Genomic DNA, 22,396 nt, shown 5'->3' on the forward strand with positions numbered 1-22,396 from the left:
CCTCCGTCAGGCCTGCGGCCTGCCACCTCCCCGTATCGGGGAGGATCATAAAAAAGGGAGGACTTTCGCCCTCCCCTCGTATCAGAACAACCGGGTCAGCAGGTAGAAGCCCGCCCCCATCGCGGCGGAGGCCGGGATGGTGATGATCCAGGCGATCACCACATTGCCCGCCACGCCCCAGCGCACCGCCGAGGCCCGCCTGGCCACGCCCGCGCCGATGATCGAGCCGGTGATGGTATGCGTCGTCGACACCGGAATGCCCATGGCCGAGGCCAGGAAAATCACGATCGACCCGGCGGTCGAGGCGCTGAAGCCCTGATGCTGCGACAGCTTGGTGATGCGGGTGCCCATCGTCTCGATGATCCGCCAGCCGCCGGTCATCGTGCCCAGCGCGATCGCGACATAACAGGAGATGGCGACCCAGTGCGGCACCTCGAACGGGCCCGACAGGCGACCGGTTGAATAGAGGAGCACGGTGATGATCCCCATCGTCTTCTGCGCGTCGTTCAGGCCGTGGCTGAGCGAATAGGCGGCCGAGGAGACGAGGTGCATCGCGCGGAAGCTGCGCTCCGCCTGCCCCGCGCTCGACCGGCGCAAGCCCCAACTGCTCAGCAGCATGACCAGCATGGCCAGGATCATACCCAGCATCGGCGACAGGACGATGGCGATCAGTGTCTTGTTGAGCCCCGCCCATTTCACCGCGTCCATGCCGGCATGGGCGACGCCCGCGCCGACCAGCCCGCCGACCAGCGCATGACTGCTCGACGAGGGGATACCGCGCAGCCAGGTGATGACGTTCCACGCCATCGCCCCGCCCAGCGCGCCGAAGATGACGGCGGGCGTGACGATGCTCTTGTCGATCAGGCCCTTGCCGATCGTCTCGGCCACCGCATGCAGGCTGGGAAAGGCGACGGTCAGGAAATAGGCCGCGAAGTTGAAGAAGGCGGCGAACACCACGGCCGCGACCGGCGACAACAGGCGGGTCGCCACCACGGTCGCGATCGAATTGGCCGCGTCATGCAGGCCGTTGAGATAATCGAACGCCAGCGCGACCAGGATCAGGCCGACCAGCAGGGGAAAGGCGAGTTCGTGCATGGCCGCCGCCTCAGGCGTGATCGATGACGATGCCGTCGATCTCGTCGGCGACATCCTCGAACGCGTCGAGGATGCGCTCCAGATGCTTGTACACCTCGCGCTCAATCACGAAGCGCAGCGTGTCGCGCTCGCCGCATTCCTCCAGCGTGCGCTTCAGACCGGCGGCATGGATGTCGTCGGCGCGGCCCTCCAGGCGGACCAGCTCCTCGGTCAGCGCGTGCAGCCGGTCGCCGTTGCGCGCGACGTCGCGCATCAGCGGCATCGCCTCGACGGTCAGACGAGCCGCCTCGACCGCGACGGTCGCCATCTCGCGCATTTCGGGGGCGAAGCGGGTCAGCCGGTACAGGCCGATCGCGGTGGCGGCGGCGTGCATCTCGTCGATCGTGTCGTCGAGCGAGCCGATCAGCGAGGTGATCGAGGCGCGGTCGAACGGCGTCAGGAAGGTCGAGCGGACCGAGGTCAGCACCTTGCGCGTGATCTCGTCCGCGTCATGCTCGCGCGCGGCGACGACGGCGATCTCGTCGGCGGTGTCACCCTGCGTGTCGAACAGCCGGACGGTGGCCTCGGCCCCCGCCAGGATCGTCGCGGCCTGCGCCTCGAACAGTTCGAAAAAATTGCCCGTCTTCGGCAGAAGGCGTTGAAACCAGGCGAACATCAGTCGGTAAACCCCGATAGTGATCCGATATCATACACGTCTTTGGCCCATGGCCTATCGGGCCACGGCGAAACGCCGGACCGTAACAGGGACATGAACGGAAGATGGTACGAACGCCGCCCCCCTGACCAGCCGCAGGCATCACGTCAAGCAAAACCGGGTTACAACTATGTGACAGTCATCCGGTTCCGGGCATCACCGGCGGGTGATAAGACAGCGTGAAGGACAGTGCCCAAAGCAGGAACAGCACCACCGGCAGATGGACGATCAACTGCAGGAAACTGAAGCCAACGATGTCGCGCGCCTTCAGCCCCAAGATGCCCAGCAAGGGCAGCATCCAGAAGGGGTTGATCAGGTTGGGCAGCGCCTCGGACGCATTGTAGATCTGCACCGCCCAGCCGAGATGGACCTGCAATTCGTTGGCCGCCTGCATCACATAGGGCGCCTCCAGCAGCCATTTGCCGCCGCCCGATGGAATAAAAAATCCGAGGATCGCCGAATAGGCCCCCATGGTCAGCGGAAAGCTGGCCTGCGTGTTCATTGCGACAAAAGCATGGGCAATCCGGTCGGCGACGCCGATCCCCGCGGCATTGGTCGCACCGGTCAGCATCGCGGCGATGGCGGCATAGAAGGGATATTGGATGAGGATGCCCGCCGTCGCCGGCACCGAACGACCCAGAGCGATCAGGAAGCGCTTAGGCCGCCAGTGCAGCACCAGCCCCGCCATCAGGAACAGGAAGTTGTAGGTGTTCAGGTTGGAGATGGCGATCATCCAGTCCTGTCGCGCGAACTCCTGCACCAGCCAGCCCAACGCCAGCAGCCCGATTAGGATGGTGATCAGCGGCGCATGTTCCAACCACTCGCCCGGCTGGGTGCGCGGGGGCAGGTCATCCGCCTCGCGCGCCGGATCGATGCCCATATCCTGCGCGGTGACGGCGGTATCACGACCGGGCGCGGAGGCGACCGCGATGATCGTCGACAGGATGATCAACACGCCGGCGATCAGCATCGACTGCCACAGGAAGATGGTCTGGCTGAACGGGATGACGCCGGTGATGGGCAGTAGGGCTGGCGGCAGGCTGGCGGGATTGGCCTGTAGCTGCGCCGAGGAGGAGGACAGCCCCATCGCCCAGGTCGCCCCCAGTCCCAGATAGGCCGCCGCCCCCGCCGCGCGGTAATCCATTTGCAGCTCGGTCCGCCGCGCGCAGGCCCGCGCCAACAGCCCGCCGAAGATCAGGCTCAATCCCCAGCTGAGCAGCGACGAGACCATGGTCGCAAAGGCGATGAGGCCGATCGCCCCCCGTGCGCTGCGCGGCCGCTCGGCCAGCCAGTCGATCAGCCGCTGAACGGGCCGCGAGGTGGCGACGACATAGCCGCCGATCGTCACGAACGCCATTTGCATGGTGAATGGGATCAGCGTCCAGAAGCCGTCGCCGAAGCTCTTGGCCACGACGGGCGCCGGCGCACCGTTGATCATCGCGGCGGCGGCCACGACCACCACCGCGATCGCGACGAAGACGAAGGCATCGGGAAACCAGCGTTCGGCCCAGCCGGTGAACCGCAATGCCAGCCGCGCCAGTGCCCCTTCGCCGCCCCTCGCTTCGCGCCCAGTTTCCACCCCCGCCATGCCATCCCCCGTCGTTGCGCCGTCGAAACAGCCCTTTGGGCATCAATGCGGCAGGCCGCGTTGCGTTGCATGACGGTGCCGGGCGTCGAACCGCATATTCCTTTGTAACTGTGTTCGCAGCGCATCACCTCTGTCACGTAAGCGCCATAATGCGCCTCTAACCGCCCGCCTCACCGGGAGAAATTGCAATCAGGCGGACGGCATCGACCGATCCGTCGAGCGTGGGGAACAAGATGAAGTCCGTTATCAAGACCGTGGCGCTGCTGGGCGCGGCGTGGGGAACGCTGGCGGCCGTGCCGGCGATCGCGCAGACCGCCGACCAGGGCACGACAACCAACGCCGCCGGCGAACAGGGCGATGAACAGGCCGGGCTGAACGACATCGTCGTCACCGCCGAGCGTCGTTCGGAAAGCCTGAACCGCGTGCCGGTGTCGGTCGGCGTCGTCGGCGGCCAGGACCTGCGCGCCTTCCAGCAGGGCGGCGAGGACATTCTCGCGCTGTCGGGCCGCGTCCCCGGCCTCTATGCCGAAACCACCACGGGCCGCATCTTCCCGCGCTTCTACATCCGTGGCCTGGGTAACATCGACTTCTATCTCGGCGCGTCGCAGCCGGTGTCGATCATCCAGGACGACGTCGTCCTCGAACATGTCGTGCTGAAGTCGAACCCGGTGTTCGACGTCGATCAGGTCGAAGTGCTGCGGGGGCCGCAGGGCTCGCTGTTCGGTCGCAACACGACCGCCGGCATCATCAAGTTCGACACGATCAAGCCGAGCCAGGAGTTCAAGAGCCGCGCCACCGCCTCGATCGGCACCTACAACACGATCAGCATGGACGCGGGCGTCGGCGGCCCGCTGATCGCCGATGTGCTGGCCTTCCGCCTGTCGGCGCTGGTCCAGCACCGCGACAACTGGGTCGACAATGTCTATGCTGGCCCCAGCGCCGACGGCACGCTGACGCCCAAGAAGGACGCGATGGGCGGCTTCACCGAGCGCGACGTGCGCCTCCAGCTGCTGTTCACGCCGACCGAGACGCTGTCGTTCAACCTGGCCGGCCACGCCCGCTGGTATGACGGCACTTCGACGCTGTTCCATCGCGGGGCGTTGAAGAAGGGTTCGCGCGACGTGTCGGCCGAGCCCCGCGATCAGGTCGCGATCGACGAAGGGCGCGGCAATCCGCAGTCCTATGACACACAGGGCGCCTCGCTGCGCGCCGCCTGGGATCTGGGCGCGGCCGAGCTGACCTCGATCACCGCCTATGAAACCACCTCGGGCTTCAGCAAGGGCGACACCGATGGCGGCGCGGCGACCAACTTCCCGGTGAACGGCCAGCCCAATGGCTATGGCCTCAGCCAGGGGCAGGTCCGTGATCTCGACCAGTGGACGCAGGAAGTCCGCCTGGCCTCGACCTCGGGCGGTCCGTTCAAGTGGCAGTTCGGCGGCATCTATTTCGACAGCCGCGACATCACCGACTTCTATCAGCGCGCGTTCCTGATCGGTGCGAACCCGAATAACTGGGTCCGCCTGCACAACGTCAACACCTCGTGGGGCCTGTTCGGTCAGGTCAGCTATCAGGCGACCGATCGCCTGCTGCTGACCGCCGGTGGTCGCGTCAGCGAGGACACCAAGCGCACCCAGCTGCTGCGCACCGCCGACAGCGCCGCCGGCGTGTCGACCTATCGCGGTCGCCGCGACGTGCGCCTGTCGGACACCAAGCCGAGCTGGGACCTGTCGGCGCTGTATGAGGTCACCCCCGAACTGAACGTCTATGTCCGCGCGGCCGAAGGCTTCCGTGGCCCGACGATCCAGGGCCGCTCGGCGGTGTTCAACTCCGACTTCACCACCGCCAATTCGGAAACCAACCTGTCGTTCGAGACCGGCTTCAAGTCGAAGCTGTTCAACAACACGCTGCGCCTGAACGCCGCCGCCTTCGCCTATCGCGTGAAGGGCATCCAGCTGAACGGCAACGATTCGGACGGCAATGGCGTGCTGTTCAACGCCGACAAGGCGGTCGCCTATGGCATGGAAGCCGATGCGCAGTGGCTGCCGGTGCGCAACCTGGCGCTGTCGGCGGGCCTCAGCCTGCTGCACTCCGAGATTCGCGACAAGCGCGTCTTTGCCCAGACCTGCGGCCTGAACGGGGTGCAGGTGTGCACCGTGCTCGACCCGTTCGTCACCCGCCGCGTGTTCGGCGCGAACGCCTATTTCGCGCAGATCAACGGCAATCCGCTGCCCAACGCGCCCGAGTACAACCTGAACCTGGCGGCCAAGTACGACATGCCGCTGGCCAATGGCGGCAAGGCGTTCATTAGCACCGACTGGAACCTGCAGGGCTATACGAACTTCGTCCTCTACCGGACCAAGGAGTTCACCTCGAACGGCAATTTCGAGGGCGGCCTGAGCATCGGCTATACCGCGCCGCATGACGATTGGAGCCTGTCGGTCTTCGCCCGCAACATCACGAACGAGAAGAACCTGAAGGGCGTGATCGAAAACTATATGGCGGCCGTGTTCAACGAGCCGCGCATCATCGGCATCTCGTTCAGCGGCAAGTATCGCTGATCGATGTGACCGGTTGACGGAAAAGGCCCGTTCCTCCGCACGAGGGACGGGCCATTTTTATGTTCGGTCGTAATACCGGCCCTCCGTTCAGCCTGAGCGAAGTCGAAGGCCAAGGGCTGACATCCGCCAAGCCGTCCGTTCGGGACGTGCGCTTCGACTTCGCTCAGCGTGAACGGCGGTTGGTCCTTGATTCCGACTCCCGTTCAGCCTGAGCGCCGTCGAAGGCCACGCCCTAACCCCGCCGCAAGGTCCGTAATCGCCCGGACGCGAGCGGTGCAGCCCGCGCCCGCGCATGACGCTCGGCATGGGCGAGCAGCGTGTCGAGGTCCTCACGCGCGATGTCGAAGCTCTCATGCATATCCTCCAACGCGGCATCGATATCGGCCGGCTGGATGCGCGAGGCGTCCATACCGGTCGGCGCCACCGCCGGCTCGTGCGGATAGCTGCGTCCGGTCGCGCGGTGGAAGAACATGCCGATCGCCACCAGCGCGATCGAGTTGATCGCCACCGGTGCAAAGGCAAAGGCAAAGCCCGCCGCATGGATGCCCTGGCTGCCGATCACCGCGGTCAGCGCCGCCGCGCCACCCGGCGGATGCAGGCAGCGGCATAGTGACATGACCAGGATCGCGCCCCCGACCGCACAGCCCGCCGCCAGCGGCAGCGACGGGATCGCCTGAAACATCGCCACCCCGACCAGCGTCGACAGGATATTGCCGCCGACGACCGACCAGGGCTGGGCCAGCGGGCTGGCGGGCACCGCGAAGACCAGCACGGCCGATGCGCCCAACGGCGCGACGATGATCGGCAAGTCAGGGCCCAGCGGGGGCAATCCGTCGCACACGATGATGGTCAGGGCGATACCGATGACCGCGCCCGCGCAGGCGAGCAGCCGGCCCGACAGCGTGGCGCCGGCCAGCAGGGGTTGGAAGAAGCGCATGGGCCGCGCCTCTAATGCATTTCCGTCGATATGGCACCGCCCTCGCCCTTCCCACTCGCCTTCGGCGTGCGCCGGAAGGACGAGGGTAGTAATACCCCGACGAAGGTCGCGGGCCCTACGCCTCCGCCAGGAACACCACGCCGGGGATCGCCATGCTCTGCCCGGTCGCGGTCAGCCGACCATCCTTGCCGATGCGAAAAGTCTTGACCGTGCCCGAGCGTTCATTGGCGACGAGCATCTCGCCGCGCCCCTCGCGCAGCAGGAAGAAGCGCGGCCAGTCGCCTTCGGTCGAGACATGCTGCACCGCCCTGGGCTCGCCCTGGGCGTCGAGCGCGAAGACGGTGATGCTGTTGGCGCCGCGATTGGAGACATAGAGCGTCCGCCCCGCGCGATCGATCACGATATGCGCGGCATAGGAGGCGCCGGTCGCCCCGTCCGGCAACAGCGCCCGCTCGCCCGCCGTGCGGAACCGGCCATCGGGCAGCGCGTCGAGCACGAATAGGCGCGGCTCCAGCTCGCAGGCGAGATAGGCGCGCGCCAGCGTCGGATGGCGCACCATATGGCGTGGGCCGACACCGGCGGGGGCCTGCCAGGCGATCACCGGCTCGGCCAAGGCGCGCGCGACGGGATCGAAGCGATAGGCGAAGATCGCGTCCGCCCCCAGGTCGATCGCGTGCAGCCAGTGGCGATCAGGACTGAATCCGACCCAATGCGCATGGGGTCCGGCCTGACGTTCGGCATTGGGGCCGTTGCCGCGATGCTGGAAGATCCGGGGCTCACCCGGCGCGCCCGTGCGTCGGTCGAGCTGGTAGAAGGCGACCGACCCGCTGGAATAATTGGCGACCGCCAGACAGGCGGAGGATCGGTCGAGTGCGATATGGCACGGGTCCTTGCCACCGGTCGGCGCGGCCCCGCGCGCCCGCCAGCCCGGGCCATAGCCGGTGACGCGCCCCTCGGCCTGTTCGCGCAACAGATAAAAGGCGCCGCCCGGCCCGTTGCCGACGCCGTAAGAGGCGTTGACGATGCCCGTCACCGGCGCGTCGACCCGGCCGTCGACGATAGGATACAGGCCCTTGCCCCCTTCATTGGCATAGGTACCGGCGATCAGCCGATTGCCGCCCGGTCCGCGCGCCATCGCGGGGCCGATCGCCGTGCCCAACCCGATCGCCGCTGCGCCCGCCATTACCTCGCGCCGTGTCGTCGCCATGCCGTCCCCTTTCATCGTCTCCTTTCAACGACAAAGGGGCCGGGAAGGCAATCACCTTCCCGGCCCCCTGCATCGACGATGCGGTCAGCCGATCAGATCGCGACCACGCCGCCGTCATTCTTGGTGATGACGATCGTCGCCGAGCGCGGACGCACCGTCGCCGCCGCGCTGCCGCCCTGGCTGTCGGGCCAGTTGCTGGTCGGCGCCGACGGGGTGGCCGCCCCCTCACCCGGATGCTGGATGTTGACGAAGACCGAGGTACCGTCCGGCGTCGAATGGATACCAGTGATCTCGCACTGCTTGGGCCCTACCAGGAAGCGCTTCAGCGTGACGCCCGGCGCCTTGCCGATCCGCGTGGTGACGGTGGCCGAGGCCCCGCCCGCGCTGCTCGTCACCGAACGCGTGCCGCCATCGCCGACCCGGCCGGGGATCGCGGCCAGCATCATGCAGTTGGTGACGTCGGTGAACGCGCCGTCATCGGTCTGAATCCACATCACCGGCGTCGCCTGGCCTGCGACATTGCTCGGCAGGCTGAACCACAGGCCGTCGGGCGAGGAGAAATCGTTGGTCGCGTCCAGCCCCGACAGGTTGATGTTGGTCGGATCGACGTCCGCGCCCGCCCCGAAGGCGTAGACGTCCCAAGTGAAGCTGGTCGCCTCGGTCGTGTCGCCGGTCTCACGGAGGCGGATGATATGACCGTTGCGGTTGCCGACTGAGGTCGAGGGCGGATCGACATAGGCACGCGGATTGGCGGCATCGACACCGGTCTGGCTGCCCGACGCGACCGGCTTGCGCGAGCTGTTGTTGGTCAGCGTGCAATACATCTCGCCCGTCGCCGGATTGACCGCGGTCCATTCGGGACGGTCCATCTTGGTCGCGCCCAGCACATCGCCCGCCAGACGGGTATTGATGAGGACATCGGCCTGGTCGGCGAACGGATAAACGCTGTTCGACGCGGTCAGCCCGTTCTGCCCGAACACCAGCGGCATCCACATGCCGGTGCCGTCCGCATTGAACTTGGCGACATAGAGCGTGCCGTTGTCCAGATATTTGTCGCCCACCGCCAGACGGTCGGAGGCGCTGGCGTCCGAGGCATTCCACGGCGTCGCCGACACGAACTTGTAGATATATTCGTTCTGCGCGTCGTCGCCCATGTAGAAGGCGGGGCGGACACCGGCGATCATCCGGCCGCTCTGGCAACCTTCATGGTTCATGCGGCCAAGCGCCGTGCGCTTGCGCGGGGTCGAACTGGGGTTGAACGGATCGATCTCGACCACCCAGCCGAACTGGAACGGCTCGTTGCGGAAATCCGCCGTGCCGTCTGCGGCCAGCGCGGCATTGGCGGTCGCGTTCCAGCGGCGATAGATGGTGCTCGACGAGTCCGATGGCGTGACGGTGGTCCAGCCATAATTGCCCGAACGCCCCTCACCGATGCCATAGCGCGACAGCGAGACATTCTGCTTCGGCGTGGTGGCGGTACGCACGGCCACGTCACCACTGCTGCGCCGGAAATAGCCCGCCCAATTCTCTTCGTTGGTCAGATAGGTGTTCCACGCCATCGTGCCGTTGGCGCAGTTGTTGATCGTTCCGCGCCCCATGCTGCCATCGGTCGAATAGGCGGTCTTGAGCCAGGCGCTGCCCTTCACCGGGCCGCTGAACGCCATCGGCGTGTTGGGCGTGATGCGGCGGTTGAGTGCCGAGCCCTGGACATAGCTCCAGGTGCCGTTGCTGCGCGTCACCTCGATCACCGAGACGCCGTGGCACTCGATCTCCTTGATCGCCTCGCTCTCCGGGCGCGGCGACGGCGTCTGGCCGTTCACGTGCAGATATTGCTCGCTGATATTCTCGTGATTGAGGACCAGCAGGCCGCGCGTGCTGTTGTTCGGGTCCGGATTGGTGCCCGACGACGCCAGCCCGAAATAGCTCATGCCGTCATGATGGTCGCCGGCGCGCTGCGCGAAATTGGTGTCGGTACCGTTATTGGCATAGGCCGCGACCCCCGAGGCGATCGGATCGCCCAGACGGTAGAGCACGGTCACGCTATAGCCCGAAGGCACGGTGACGACGTCGGCCAGGCTGTGCGGCACGGCGGTGAAGTCGAGCGCGATCGGCGTGACGGTGACCGTCACCGTGTTGTTGGTGACCAGACCGTCGCGGCTGGTGATCTCCAGCTTGAAGGCGAGCTGGGTCGCGGTCGCCACCGCCGGCGCGCGGAACGAGGCGACAAGGTTGTTGGCGCCCGTCAACGTGACCGACGGACCCGCCGTCTGGCTCCAGTTCACATTGGCGACCTGGCCGCTGCCGACGGTGCCGGTCAGGGTGACGGGGCGGCCCGCCGCGACGCTGGCCGTGCTGCCCGCCGCCGTGGCGGTGACGGCCTGCGGATTCTCGTCATCGCAACCGGCGAGTAGCGCGCCGCCGAACAGCGCGGTCGTCATCGCCGACACGCCGTGGCGCAGCGTCTGGCGGCGCGACAGGCGGGTGGCGATCAGATCACCCATATGCGTGTTGGCGGAGCGGTTGGTATCGATGTCGCCATCGTCATAGGCGACCAGGTTGTTGATATCCGACATGGAAAATCCCCCGGCGCCGCGCGGAGAAGCTGCGCGGTCAGTACCCGCCCTTTGCCGTCCGACCAAGTCACACAGGCTTCATTTCGGCGTCATGTCGATGACGCGAAGATGACTCTGTCATGACATCCAGGTCATTCGCCCGCCGCGCTTGACTCCTTTTGCCATTGCGCCTAAGCGCACCCCCGCATCCGGATGGGCTTGCCCGTTCGGATTCCGTCCAAGACAGCAGGTGCCGGGGAATTTGCCCCGACTTAATCTCCTGCCGAGACGGGGAAAAGGATTTTGCCGGTCGTGCCACTTGCTGGTCCCGCCCGGTCTGCCCCGCGTTTCCTACGCGTCGGTTGCCCATTCCCCATCGCTGGACACCCCGAGGGGTGGTCACACCCCCCGGTCAAGCAACCGGGATGACCGTTCGCGGTCGTTCCAACCATGGAGAATGGCATGGATCGCGATCAAAAGACCCAGGCCGTCGCCGAACTGAACCGCAACTTCAACGAGGTTGGCGTGGTGGTCATCACCCGCAACCACGGCATGACCGTCGCCCAGTCGACGGCCCTGCGCACGAAGATGCGGGAAGCCGGCGCGACCTACAAGGTCTCGAAGAACCGGCTTGCCAAGATCGCAGCCCAGGGCACCGACTATGCCGGTGTCGCTGACATGCTGACGGGTCCCGTCGGCATCGCCAGCTCGATCGATCCCGTGGCCGCCGCCAAGGTGGCCGTGGAATTCGCCAAGACGACCGACAAGTTCGAGATCGTCGGCGGATCGATGGGTGCGAATGTCCTTGATGTCGCAGGCGTGCAGGCGCTGGCGACTCTGCCCTCGCTGGACGAGCTCCGGGCGAAGCTGGTTGGTCTCATCGTGGCGCCTGCCACGAAGCTGGCCACCATCACCCAGGCTCCCGCGGCGCAGATCGCCCGCGTCCTCGCGGCTTATGCCGACAAGGACAAGGAAGCCGCCTGATCTTCGGGCGAATACGATTTGAACTGACACACTCGGGCCCATCTACCCGGCCCGTATTGGAGATAAGAACATGGCAGACCTGAACGCGCTGGTTGACCAGCTGAGCGAGCTGACCGTCCTCGAGGCCGCTGAGCTCTCGAAGATGCTCGAAGAGAAGTGGGGCGTCTCGGCCGCTGCGGCCGTTGCCGCTGCTCCTGCTGCTGGCGGCGCTGCCGCTCCGGCCGCTGAAGAGAAGACCGAATTCGACGTGATCCTCACCGGCGACGGTGGCAAGAAGATCAACGTCATCAAGGAAGTCCGCGCGATCACCGGCCTGGGCCTGACCGAAGCCAAGGCGCTGGTCGAAGGCGCTCCGAAGCCCGTCAAGGAAGGCATTGCCAAGGACGAGGCCGAGAAGATCAAGAAGCAGCTCGAAGAAGCCGGCGCGACCGTCGAGCTCAAGTAATCGGACTGCGGCAGGGCAACCTCCGCACCCGTTCGCTTGGCGAGCTAAAGAAAGGGCGGCCCCTTCGCGGGGGTCGCCTTTTTCTTTTGGGTTCGGCGCACGCTCCCTCTTGCGCCAATTCACGAAGTCGCATGGAATGCGCCGCGAGCAGCAAGGGGGAGTGCCGTGACGAGTCTTCTGATGGCAGGGCTGGCCATGACCGGCGCGGGCATGACACCGATGGCCCAAGCTCCCGAGGCGCCGCTGCGCATGCTGGTCGAGCGGTTCGAAACCGCACGCACCCGGTTCGACCCGGCCGCGCTCGATCGGACGCTGGCCCCCGACTATGAAGAGATTTCGCCGGTCGGCGACGTGGATACGCGCGACAAGGTGCTGGGCTATTATGCCCCGGAGGCCAAGCGCCCCGCCCCGCCGATGACCAATAGCGACATCGTCGTCCATGCGCGGGGGCCGATCGGGATCGTGACCGCACGGCGGACGATCAGCCCGCCCAACGGCACAAGCCGCTCGCTGCGCGTGCGCTATGTCGCACGTCAGGCGCATGGCGGCTGGCAACTGGTCTCGGCACAATATACGCCGATGCCCCCCGCCAAGGCGCCGTGATCAAGGCTTTCTCCCGCCCTGGCCCGCCCGCTCCCCAACCCGGTGCCAGGGCCGCGCCTCTCGCATGTCGAGCCGGCAGACATGCCGCAGGCCATGCCGCCGGATATAGGCCAATGCCCGTGCATCATAACCCGCCGCCAGCGGATCGCCGAACTGCCAGTCGGGCGGATTGAAAGTCGAAAAGCCGTTGATCGTCGGCCGTCGCCACAACTCCGCCAGGAACATGGCATCGACATTGTGCGGATAGAGCGCGTTCAGCTCGGCATTGATGTACACCGGCTCGTTCACGCGGGACGCGACGATATGGAAGACCTTGCAACTTTCGGGAGGTGCGGGGATCGCCGACAGGGCACCGCGATGGACGCTTCGGCTAAGCTGGGCAGGGGTTCGCCGGTCTTACCCCTCCGGTTCGTATACCGGGATTCGGACTCGTAGAACGACAGGGTCATCGCCTTGGACGACCACATGGTCGCCGCCCGATACGAAACAGGCGCCCCGCAGGCGCCTGTTGTTAAACCGATGATTTCGTCCGTCGCTTACTCCGCCGCCTCGACCACCACGCCGTCGGCGGGCTGGCTGTACACGCGATCGAGATAGTGGTTGGCGATGATATAATGCGCTCGAACCGCTGCGGGGTGGGTCGCCTTCTGCGCCAGTTCCAGTTCCGTTTCAGCACGTTGGTAGAAATACTCTTCGTCAATCTCAGGCGACGTCATTTCAGGTCTCCAGGGCCCCCTCACCGCGCCAATAACCCGCGCGGTTCGGGGATCTTCTCCAACATTTGTATATGGTTGGGAGGGGGTTTCGGTTCCCGTTACAAAGTCTTGCGCACCCTCCATTCGGCGCAAATCGGGGTTTTTCGTCGCGTCGGCCTCTCTGCCAATCCCGTTCGTGCGTCAACGACAAAATGTACCGGCTTGGTTGCAAAAAAGCCGCCGCCCGGTTGCCCGGACGGCGGCCTTTCGATTCCAATCCGTTAGCCGGATCAGTCGTTCAGATACTCGCCGGCATCGGCGTCAGTACCCTGGCCCGACGGCACGACCTCGGCCAGCGGATCGCTGCCCGTGCCCGCATCGTCACGCGGCGAACGGGCGTTTTCCGCCGCCCGCTGCTCGGCCGCGCTGACCGGCGCGATGATCGCCTCGGCCAGCTTGCGCTGCTGCGCGCGGAGCGCGGCATCGCGGCTGGAGGCCGCCACGCGCAGGCGGTTCATGCCCGCACCGGTACCCGCCGGGATCAGGCGGCCGACGATGACATTCTCCTTCAGGCCCATCAGCGTGTCCTGCTTGCCCTGGACCGCCGCCTCGGTGAGGACGCGGGTGGTCTCCTGGAACGACGCCGCCGAGATGAAGCTGCGGGTCTGCAGCGACGCCTTGGTGATGCCGAGCAGAACGGGCTTGCCTTGGGCCCGGACCTGGTTCGCGTCGAGCTTGTCGTTGATCGCGTCCATTTCCTCGCGATCGACCTGCTCGCCCTTCAGCAGCGTGGTGTCGCCGCCATCGGTGATCTCGACCTTCTGCAGCATCTGACGAACGATCGTCTCGATGTGCTTGTCGTTGATCTTCACGCCCTGGAGGCGATACACTTCCTGGATTTCGCTGACCAGATATTCGGCCAGCGGCTCCACGCCCATCGTTTCCAGAATGTCGTGCGGATCGGGCGAGCCGCCGATCAGGTTGTCGCCACGCTTGACGTAGTCGCCTTCCTGAACGTCGATCACCTTCGACTTGGGCACCAGATACTCGACGACCTCGCCGCCATCCTCGGGCTGGATGCCGATCTTGCGCTTCGCCTTGTAGTCCTTGCCGAACACGACACGACCCGAGACCTTGGCGATGATCGCCGAGTCCTTCGGCACGCGTGCTTCGAACAGCTCGGCGACGCGCGGCAGACCGCCGGTGATGTCGCGGGTCTTGGCGGACTCGCGCGCCACACGGGCCAGAACGTCACCGCCCTGCACCTGCGCCCCGTCCTCGACCGAGAGCGTCGCACCCGGCGCCAGCATGTAGCGACCGGCCTCACCCGAATTGTCGTCGAGCAGGGTCATGCGCGGACGCAGATCCTCCTTCGACTTGGTCGAGGCGCGATATTCGGTGACGACGCGCTGGGCGATACCCGTGGCTTCGTCGACCTGCTCGGTCAGGGTCTTGCCTTCGACAAGGTCCTGGAACTTCACCGTACCCGGGTTTTCCGTGATCACCGGCATGGTGAACGGGTCCCATTCGGCCATGCGGTCGCCCTTCGACACGATGTGACCATCGTCGAACAGGACATAGGCACCGTAGGGGATACGGTCGACCGACAGTTCGCGGCCGTCCATGTCGACGATCGCGATCTCACCCGAACGGCTCAGCACCACGCGACGGCCCCGCTGGTCGACGATCAGGCGCAGGTCACGGAACTGGACGACACCGTCCACCGCCGCTTCCAGGTTCGACTGCTCGTTCAGCTGCGCCGCACCACCGATGTGGAAGGTACGCATGGTCAGCTGCGTGCCCGGCTCACCGATCGACTGCGCCGCGATGACGCCGACCGCTTCGCCGATATTCACCGGCGTACCGCGAGCGAGGTCACGGCCATAGCATTTGCCGCAGACGCCGATCTTCGATTCGCAGACCAGCGGGCTGCGGATCTTGACCGCCTGGGTGTTCGCCGCCTCGATCTTGGCCACCATCGGCTCGTCGAGCAGCACGCCCGATGCCACGATGACCTCACCGGACTTGGTGTCGACGATGTCCTCGGCCGTGGTGCGGCCCAGGATACGCTCGCCGAGCGACGCGATGGTCGAACCGCCCTGCACGATCGCCTTCATCTCGAGGGCGCGGGTGGTGCCGCAATCCTCTTCGATGATGACGCAGTCCTGGCTGACGTCGACCAGACGGCGGGTCAGGTAACCCGAGTTCGCCGTCTTCAGTGCCGTGTCGGCCAGACCCTTACGCGCGCCGTGGGTCGAGTTGAAATATTCAAGAACGGTCAGACCTTCCTTGAAGTTCGAGATGATCGGCGTCTCGATGATCTCGCCCGACGGCTTGGCCATCAGGCCGCGCATACCCGCCAACTGCTTGATCTGCGCGGGGCTACCACGCGCGCCCGAGTGGGCCATCATGTAGATCGAGTTGATCGGCTTCTCACGGCCCTCCATCGGGCCATCCTCGTAATGCCGGACCGCCTTGATCTCGTTCATCATCGAGTTCGCGACCTGATCGCCGCAACGGCTCCAGGCGTCGATCACCTTGTTGTACTTCTCCTGCTGCGTGATCAGGCCGTCCTGATACTGCTGCTCGAAGTCCTTCACCTGCTCGCGCGTCTCGTCGACCAGACGATCCTTGTCCGGCGCGATGATCATGTCGTCCTTGCCGAACGAGATGCCGGCGCGGAACGCGTGACGGAAGCCCAGCGCCATGATCGCGTCGGCGAACAGCACGGTCTCCTTCTGGCCGGTGTGACGATACACCTCGTCGATCACCTCGCCCACGTCCTTCTTGGTCAGGACGCGGTTGACGACGTCGAAGGGCACCTTGTGGCTCTTGGGCAGGCACTCGCCCAGCAGCATGCGACCCGGGGTGGTCTCATAGCGCTTGAGATACTGGTTGCCCTGCTCGTCGGTCTGCGGAACGCGGCTGACGATCTTGGTATGCAGCGTGACGGCACCGGCGAAGAGGGCCTGGTGGACCTCCTCCATGTCGGCCAGCATCATGCCCTCGCCCGGCTCGTTCTGCTTTTCGAGCGACAGGTAATAGAGGCCCAGCACCATGTCCTGCGACGGCACGATGATCGGCTTGCCGTTCGCGGGCGACAGGATGTTGTTAGTCGACATCATCAGGACGCGCGCTTCCAGCTGCGCTTCGAGCGACAACGGGACGTGCACGGCCATCTGGTCGCCGTCGAAGTCGGCGTTGAACGCCGAGCAGACCAGCGGGTGAAGCTGGATCGCCTTGCCCTCGATCAGCACCGGCTCGAACGCCTGGATGCCCAGACGGTGAAGCGTCGGCGCGCGGTTCAGCATGACCGGGTGCTCGCGGATCACCTCGTCCAGGATGTCCCAGACTTCCTTGCGCTCCTTCTCGACCCACTTCTTGGCCTGCTTCAGGGTCATCGACAGACCCTTGGCGTCCAGACGGGCATAAATGAACGGCTTGAACAGCTCGAGCGCCATCTTCTTCGGCAGGCCGCACTGGTGCAGCTTCAGCTCCGGACCGGTCACGATGACCGAACGGCCCGAATAGTCGACGCGCTTGCCGAGCAGGTTCTGACGGAAGCGGCCCTGCTTGCCCTTCAGCATGTCGGACAGCGACTTCAGCGGACGCTTGTTGGCACCCGTGATCGTGCGACCGCGACGGCCGTTATCGAACAGCGCGTCGACCGCTTCCTGCAACATGCGCTTTTCGTTGCGGACGATGATGTCCGGCGCACGCAGCTCCATCAGGCGCTTCAGGCGGTTGTTGCGGTTGATGACGCGGCGATACAGATCGTTCAGGTCCGAGGTTGCGAAACGGCCACCGTCCAGCGGCACCAGCGGGCGCAGCTCGGGCGGGATGACCGGGATCACTTCGAGGATCATCCACTCGGGGCGGTTGCCCGATTCGATGAAGCTCTCGACGACCTTCAGGCGCTTGATGATCTTCTTGGGCTTCAGCTCCGACTTGGTCGTCGCCAGCTCTTCCAGAAGCTGCACGCGCTCGCCCTCGAGGTCGAGGCTCTCGAGCATGATGCGGACCGCTTCCGCGCCGATGCCGGCGGAGAAGGCGTCCTCGCCATATTCATCCTGCGCGTCGAGCAGTTCGTCCTCGGTGAGAAGCTGATACTTCTCCAGCGGGGTCAGGCCCGGCTCGATGACGATATAGGCCTCGAAGTACAGCACGCGCTCGAGCTGCTTGAGCTGCATGTCGAGTAGCAGGCCGATGCGCGACGGCAGCGACTTCAGGAACCAGATGTGCGCGACGGGGGCGGCCAGTTCGATATGGCCCATCCGCTCGCGGCGGACCTTCGACACCGTGACTTCGACACCGCACTTTTCGCAGACGATGCCCTTGTACTTCATGCGCTTGTACTTGCCGCACAAGCATTCGTAATCCTTGATCGGACCGAAGATGCGCGCGCAGAACAGGCCGTCACGTTCCGGCTTGAACGTGCGGTAGTTGATCGTCTCGGGCTTCTTGATCTCGCCGAACGACCAGGAACGGATCTTGTCGGGCGACGCGATACCGATCTGAATCTGGTCGAAGGTTTCCGGCTTGGCCACCGGATTGGCGAAGTTGGTCAGTTCGTTCATTTTGCTTTCCTCACAGGGAGGGAAAATTCATCGGGCGAGGTAGGCAAGGCGCCGGTGAGGCATGTCGCCCCACCGGCTTCACCTGTCTTACTCCGCCGCCTCGGCCAGACCGTCGTCCTGCGCCTCTTCCATCGACTTGAGATCGACGTTGAGACCCAGCGAGCGCATTTCCTTGACCAGCACGTTGAAGCTCTCCGGGATGCCCGCCTCGAAGGTATCGTCGCCCTTGACGATCGCTTCGTAGACCTTGGTGCGGCCGACCACGTCGTCCGACTTCACCGTCAGCATTTCCTGGAGCGTGTACGCCGCGCCGTAAGCCTGCAGCGCCCACACTTCCATCTCACCGAAGCGCTGGCCACCGAACTGCGCCTTACCACCCAGCGGCTGCTGGGTAACGAGCGAGTACGGCCCGATCGAACGCGCGTGGATCTTGTCGTCGACCAGGTGGTGGAGCTTCAGCATGTAGATGATGCCCACGGTCACCTTGCGGTCGAACTGATCGCCGGTGCGCCCGTCGAACAGGTCCGACTGGCCCGAGGTGTGGAGGCCCGCCAGTTCCAGCATCTCCGACACGTCGCTCTCACGCGCGCCGTCGAACACCGGGGTCCCCATCGGCACGCCGGTGCGGATGTTCTGGACCAGCTCGGCCACTTCCTCGTCGTCACGCGCCTGGATGTCTTCGGCATAATGATCGCCGTAGATCTCCACGAGCCGCGCCTTCACCGCTTCCGGCACCGCGCCCGGCTTGGCGTCGGGATTGGCTTCGCGCCAATCCTCGAGCTGCGCCGCAACCTGCATACCCAGGTTGCGCGCCGCCCAGCCCAGGTGGGTCTCGAAGATCTGACCGACGTTCATGCGCGACGGCACGCCCAGCGGGTTCAGCACGAGATCGACCGGCGTACCGTCCGCGAGGAAGGGCATGTCCTCCTGCGGCAGGATGCGGCTGATGACACCCTTGTTGCCGTGACGGCCGGCCATCTTGTCGCCCGGTTGCAGCTTGCGCTTCACCGCGACAAAGACCTTGACCATCTTCAGCACGCCCGGCGGCAGTTCGTCACCACGCTCCAGCTTGTCGCGACGGTCATGGAACTTGTCCGTGATCCGCTTGGCGGCTTCGTCATACTGCGCCTTGACCGCTTCCAGATCGCTCTGGCGCGCGTCGTCGGCGACGGCGAACTTCCACCATTCGTGACGATCGACCGATTCCAGCACCTCGGCATCGATGACGATACCCTTCTTCACGCCCTTCGGCGCGGCGGTGGCGGTCTGGTCGAGCAGCATCTCGCGCAGGCGGCTCCAGGTCGCCCGGTTGAGGATCGTGCGCTCGTCGTCGGCGTCCTTCTTCAGACGCTCGATCTCCTCGCGCTCGATCGCCATCGCGCGCTCGTCCTTGTCGATGCCGTGACGATTGAAGACGCGCACGTCGACGATCGTACCGGCCACGCCCGGCGGCAGACGCAGCGAGGTGTCGCGCACGTCGCTGGCCTTTTCACCGAAGATCGCGCGGAGGAGCTTTTCCTCCGGCGTCATCGGCGATTCGCCCTTGGGCGTGATCTTGCCGACCAGGATGTCGCCGGGCTCCACCTCGGCCCCGACATAGACGATGCCCGCCTCGTCGAGGTTGCGCAGCGCCTCTTCACCCACGTTCGGAATGTCGCGGGTGATGTCTTCCGGCCCGAGCTTGGTGTCGCGCGCCATGACTTCGAACTCGTCGATATGGATCGACGTGAACACGTCGTCCTTCACGATCCGCTCGGAGATGAGGATCGAGTCCTCATAATTGTAGCCGTTCCAGGGCATGAACGCGACGAGCGCGTTGCGGCCCAGCGCCAGCTCGCCGAACTCGGTCGAGGGGCCGTCGGCGATCACGTCGCCCGCCTTCACGACATCGCCCACCTTCACCAGCGGACGCTGGTTGATGCAGGTCGACTGGTTCGAACGCTGGAACTTCATCAGCGTGTAGATGTCGACGCCCGACTTGCCGGCATCGACCTCACCGGTCGCGCGAACCACGATACGCGCCGCATCGACCTGGTCGACGATACCGGCACGCTTCGCCGCGATCGCCGCACCCGAGTCGCGGGCCACGGTCTCTTCCATGCCGGTGCCGACGAAGGGCGCTTCCGCCTTCACCAGCGGCACGGCCTGACGCTGCATGTTCGAGCCCATGAGCGCGCGGTTGGCGTCGTCGTTTTCCAGGAACGGAATGAGCGAGGCGGCGACCGAGACGAGCTGCTTGGGGCTGACGTCCATCAGGGTGATCTGATCGGGCAGCGCCATCAGGAATTCACCCGCCTGACGCGCCGAGACCAGATCCTCGGTGAAGCGGTTGTCCGCATCCGTCGCGGCCGAAGCCTGGGCGACGGTGTGCTTCTGCTCCTCCATCGCCGAGAGGTACACGACCTCGTCGGTGACGCGGCCGTCGATCACCTTGCGGTACGGCGTCTCGATGAAGCCGTACTTGTTGACGCGGGCGAAGGTCGACAGCGAGTTGATCAGACCGATGTTAGGGCCTTCCGGCGTCTCAATCGGGCAGATGCGGCCATAATGGGTCGGGTGAACGTCGCGGACTTCGAAGCCCGCGCGCTCACGCGTCAGACCGCCCGGCCCGAGCGCCGAGACGCGACGCTTGTGCGTCACTTCGGACAGCGGGTTGGTCTGGTCCATGAACTGCGACAGCTGCGACGACCCGAAGAACTCGCGCACCGCGGCGACCGCGGGCTTGGCGTTGATCAGGTCGTTCGGCATCACCGTCGACACGTCGACCGACGACATGCGCTCCTTGACCGCACGCTCCATGCGCAGCAGGCCGACGCGATACTGGTTCTCCAGCAGTTCGCCCACCGAACGCACACGACGGTTGCCGAGATTGTCGATATCGTCGATCTCGCCCTTGCCGTCCTTCAGGTCGACCAGCGTCTTGACGACCGCCAGGATGTCCTCGGTGCGCAGCGTCGTCACCGTGTCCGGGCAGTCGAGGTCGAGGCGCATGTTCAGCTTGACGCGACCCACGGCCGACAGGTCGTAGCGATCGGGATCGAAGAACAGACCCGCGAACAGCGCTTCGGCCGTTTCCAGCGTCGGCGGCTCGCCGGGGCGCATCACGCGGTAGATGTCCGACAGCGCCTGCTCGCGCTCTTCGGCCTTGTCGGCCTTCAGCGTGTTGCGGATCCACGGACCGGTCGCGACATGGTCGATGTCGAGCAGTTCGATCGTGTCGACGCCCGCCTTGTCCAGCGCCTCGAGGTTCTCGGCACTGATCTCGTCACCGGCTTCGACATAAATCTCGCCGGTCTGCTCGTTGATCAGGTCATAGGCCGAGTAGCGACCGAAGATTTCCTCGGTCGGGATCAGCAACTGGGTCAGGCCGTCCTTGGCCGCCTTGTTGGCGGCGCGGGGGCTGATCTTCTGACCGGCTGGGAACACGACCTCGCCCGAGTTGGCGTCGACGATGTCGAACATCGGCTTGGCGCCGCGCCAGTTCTCGGCCTGGAACGGGATCTTCCAGCCGCCGTCGCCGCGAACGAAGGTCAGGCGGTTGTAGAAATAATTGAGGATCTCTTCCGAGTTCATGCCCAGCGCATAGAGCAGCGCCGTCACCGGCAGCTTGCGCTTGCGGTCGATACGGACGTTGACGATGTCCTTGGCGTCGAACTCGAAGTCCAGCCACGAGCCGCGATACGGGATCACGCGCGCGGCGAAGAGATATTTGCCCGAGGCATGGGTCTTGCCGCGGTCATGGTCGAACAGCACGCCCGGCGAACGGTGCATCTGGCTGACGATGACGCGCTCGGTGCCGTTGATGAAGAAGGTGCCGTTCTCCGTCATCAGGGGCATGTCGCCCATGTAGACGTCCTGCTCCTTGATATCGATGACCGACTTGGCTTCGGTATCGGGATCGACCTCGAACGCAGTCAGGCGCAGCGTGACGCGCATCGGCGCGGCATAGGTGATGCCCCGCTGACGGCACTCTTCCACGTCGAACTTCGGGTCCTCGAGGACATAGTCATCGAAGTCGAGATAGGCGGTGCCGGCGAAATCCTGGATCGGGAAGACGCTGCGCAGCGTCTTTTCGAGGCCGGACACATGGCCCCGCGACTTGTCCGAACGGAGGAACTGCTCGTAGCTTTCGCGCTGAACCTCGATCAGGTTCGGCATCTGCACCACTTCGTGGATGTCGCCGAACACCTTGCGGATGCGCCGCTTGGCGGTGCTGCCATCGCCCTTGCGCGGGGCGGAGCCGCTGTCGATCGCCTTGGTTGCCATGGATCTGTCTGCCTCGTCAGCCGTATATTCGCTGCCCGGAAACCTCCGGACGGGACGCGACGCAAAGACGCCGAAAGGCCGCTCGCAAAGACTTGCGGCGGCATCCGGCGTCCGATGAACCAGCAATCCCCTATTCGACCGACACGCTGCGCGACGACGCGTCATTTCCCGGAGACTGTGGTGAAGGCCCGCGAT

At 65.3% G+C, this 22,396-nt stretch carries 14 protein-coding genes; 4 read left to right on the forward strand and 10 right to left on the reverse strand.

Annotation, left to right across the window (positions count from 1 at the left end):
- Positions 1-81: 81 nt before the first annotated feature.
- From SP6_RS06815 to SP6_RS06825, 3 genes are all read right to left on the reverse strand, one after another.
- Entirely contained in the window at positions 82-1,095 is a 1,014-nt protein-coding gene (locus SP6_RS06815; RefSeq protein ID WP_007403902.1) for an inorganic phosphate transporter, read from the reverse strand.
- A 10-nt stretch (positions 1,096-1,105) separates the two neighbouring features.
- Entirely contained in the window at positions 1,106-1,750 is a 645-nt protein-coding gene (locus SP6_RS06820) for a DUF47 domain-containing protein (protein ID WP_007403814.1), read from the reverse strand.
- A gap of 178 nt (positions 1,751-1,928) precedes the next feature.
- Complete coding sequence (locus tag SP6_RS06825; protein ID WP_042468740.1) at positions 1,929-3,377, reverse strand: short-chain fatty acid transporter; 1,449 nt, start codon at positions 3,375-3,377, stop codon at positions 1,929-1,931.
- A 233-nt stretch (positions 3,378-3,610) separates the two neighbouring features.
- Here SP6_RS06825 and SP6_RS06830 point away from each other — a divergent pair, with 233 nt between their 5' ends.
- Complete coding sequence (locus tag SP6_RS06830) at positions 3,611-5,935, forward strand: TonB-dependent receptor (RefSeq protein ID WP_007403710.1); 2,325 nt, start codon at positions 3,611-3,613, stop codon at positions 5,933-5,935.
- A 232-nt stretch (positions 5,936-6,167) separates the two neighbouring features.
- Here SP6_RS06830 and SP6_RS06835 read toward each other — a convergent pair whose 3' ends face one another.
- The 3 genes from SP6_RS06835 to SP6_RS06845 all read right to left on the reverse strand — a co-directional run bounded on the left by SP6_RS06835 (position 6,168) and on the right by SP6_RS06845 (position 10,652).
- Positions 6,168-6,872 (reverse strand): HPP family protein, encoded by a 705-nt coding sequence (locus tag SP6_RS06835; protein WP_007403729.1) that lies wholly within the window; start codon positions 6,870-6,872, stop codon positions 6,168-6,170.
- 115 nt (positions 6,873-6,987) lie between these two features.
- Positions 6,988-8,079, reverse strand: a complete 1,092-nt coding sequence (locus SP6_RS06840) for a lactonase family protein (RefSeq protein ID WP_050794117.1) — start codon at positions 8,077-8,079, stop codon at positions 6,988-6,990.
- A 92-nt stretch (positions 8,080-8,171) separates the two neighbouring features.
- Positions 8,172-10,652: a PhoX family protein gene (locus SP6_RS06845; RefSeq protein ID WP_042468742.1), complete on the reverse strand. Its 2,481-nt coding sequence runs from the start codon at positions 10,650-10,652 to the stop codon at positions 8,172-8,174.
- A 441-nt stretch (positions 10,653-11,093) separates the two neighbouring features.
- Here SP6_RS06845 and rplJ point away from each other — a divergent pair, with 441 nt between their 5' ends.
- The 3 genes from rplJ (at position 11,094) to SP6_RS06860 (ending at position 12,663) form a co-directional block, all read left to right on the forward strand.
- Positions 11,094-11,615 (forward strand): 50S ribosomal protein L10, encoded by a 522-nt coding sequence (rplJ, locus tag SP6_RS06850; RefSeq protein WP_007403805.1) that lies wholly within the window; start codon positions 11,094-11,096, stop codon positions 11,613-11,615.
- A gap of 70 nt (positions 11,616-11,685) precedes the next feature.
- On the forward strand, positions 11,686-12,060 hold the full coding sequence (gene rplL / locus SP6_RS06855) for a 50S ribosomal protein L7/L12 (protein WP_007403895.1): 375 nt from the start codon (positions 11,686-11,688) through the stop codon (positions 12,058-12,060).
- A gap of 165 nt (positions 12,061-12,225) precedes the next feature.
- Positions 12,226-12,663 (forward strand): nuclear transport factor 2 family protein, encoded by a 438-nt coding sequence (locus SP6_RS06860; RefSeq protein WP_227876533.1) that lies wholly within the window; start codon positions 12,226-12,228, stop codon positions 12,661-12,663.
- On the opposite strand, the gene SP6_RS06865 is transcribed toward SP6_RS06860, so the two are convergent.
- From SP6_RS06865 to rpoB, 4 genes are all read right to left on the reverse strand, one after another.
- Entirely contained in the window at positions 12,664-12,951 is a 288-nt protein-coding gene (locus SP6_RS06865; RefSeq protein WP_037567719.1) for a hypothetical protein, read from the reverse strand.
- A 248-nt stretch (positions 12,952-13,199) separates the two neighbouring features.
- Entirely contained in the window at positions 13,200-13,379 is a 180-nt protein-coding gene (locus SP6_RS06870) for a hypothetical protein (RefSeq protein ID WP_007403709.1), read from the reverse strand.
- 269 nt (positions 13,380-13,648) lie between these two features.
- Complete coding sequence (gene rpoC, locus SP6_RS06875; protein WP_007403781.1) at positions 13,649-17,935, reverse strand: DNA-directed RNA polymerase subunit beta'; 4,287 nt, start codon at positions 17,933-17,935, stop codon at positions 13,649-13,651.
- An 87-nt stretch (positions 17,936-18,022) separates the two neighbouring features.
- Positions 18,023-22,201: a DNA-directed RNA polymerase subunit beta gene (rpoB, locus tag SP6_RS06880; RefSeq protein ID WP_007403838.1), complete on the reverse strand. Its 4,179-nt coding sequence runs from the start codon at positions 22,199-22,201 to the stop codon at positions 18,023-18,025.
- Positions 22,202-22,396: the final 195 nt, after the last annotated feature.

Origin of the sequence: Sphingomonas paucimobilis NBRC 13935, assembly GCF_000739895.2 — a bacterium.
GTDB lineage: Bacteria > Pseudomonadota > Alphaproteobacteria > Sphingomonadales > Sphingomonadaceae > Sphingomonas > Sphingomonas paucimobilis.

What these genes read in the sequence shown, in the direction of transcription:
- SP6_RS06815 (WP_007403902.1), bottom strand. Translation starts at nt 1,095, where the DNA reads ATGCACGAACTCGCCTTTCCCCTGCTGGTCGGCCTGATCCTGGTCGCG.
- SP6_RS06820 (WP_007403814.1), bottom strand. Translation starts at nt 1,750, where the DNA reads ATGTTCGCCTGGTTTCAACGCCTTCTGCCGAAGACGGGCAATTTTTTC.
- SP6_RS06825 (WP_042468740.1), bottom strand. Translation starts at nt 3,377, where the DNA reads ATGGCGGGGGTGGAAACTGGGCGCGAAGCGAGGGGCGGCGAAGGGGCA.
- SP6_RS06830 (WP_007403710.1), top strand. Translation starts at nt 3,611, where the DNA reads ATGAAGTCCGTTATCAAGACCGTGGCGCTGCTGGGCGCGGCGTGGGGA.
- SP6_RS06835 (WP_007403729.1), bottom strand. Translation starts at nt 6,872, where the DNA reads ATGCGCTTCTTCCAACCCCTGCTGGCCGGCGCCACGCTGTCGGGCCGG.
- SP6_RS06840 (WP_050794117.1), bottom strand. Translation starts at nt 8,079, where the DNA reads ATGGCGACGACACGGCGCGAGGTAATGGCGGGCGCAGCGGCGATCGGG.
- SP6_RS06845 (WP_042468742.1), bottom strand. Translation starts at nt 10,652, where the DNA reads ATGTCGGATATCAACAACCTGGTCGCCTATGACGATGGCGACATCGAT.
- rplJ (WP_007403805.1), top strand. Translation starts at nt 11,094, where the DNA reads ATGGATCGCGATCAAAAGACCCAGGCCGTCGCCGAACTGAACCGCAAC.
- rplL (WP_007403895.1), top strand. Translation starts at nt 11,686, where the DNA reads ATGGCAGACCTGAACGCGCTGGTTGACCAGCTGAGCGAGCTGACCGTC.
- SP6_RS06870 (WP_007403709.1), bottom strand. Translation starts at nt 13,379, where the DNA reads ATGACGTCGCCTGAGATTGACGAAGAGTATTTCTACCAACGTGCTGAA.
- rpoC (WP_007403781.1), bottom strand. Translation starts at nt 17,935, where the DNA reads ATGAACGAACTGACCAACTTCGCCAATCCGGTGGCCAAGCCGGAAACC.
- rpoB (WP_007403838.1), bottom strand. Translation starts at nt 22,201, where the DNA reads ATGGCAACCAAGGCGATCGACAGCGGCTCCGCCCCGCGCAAGGGCGAT.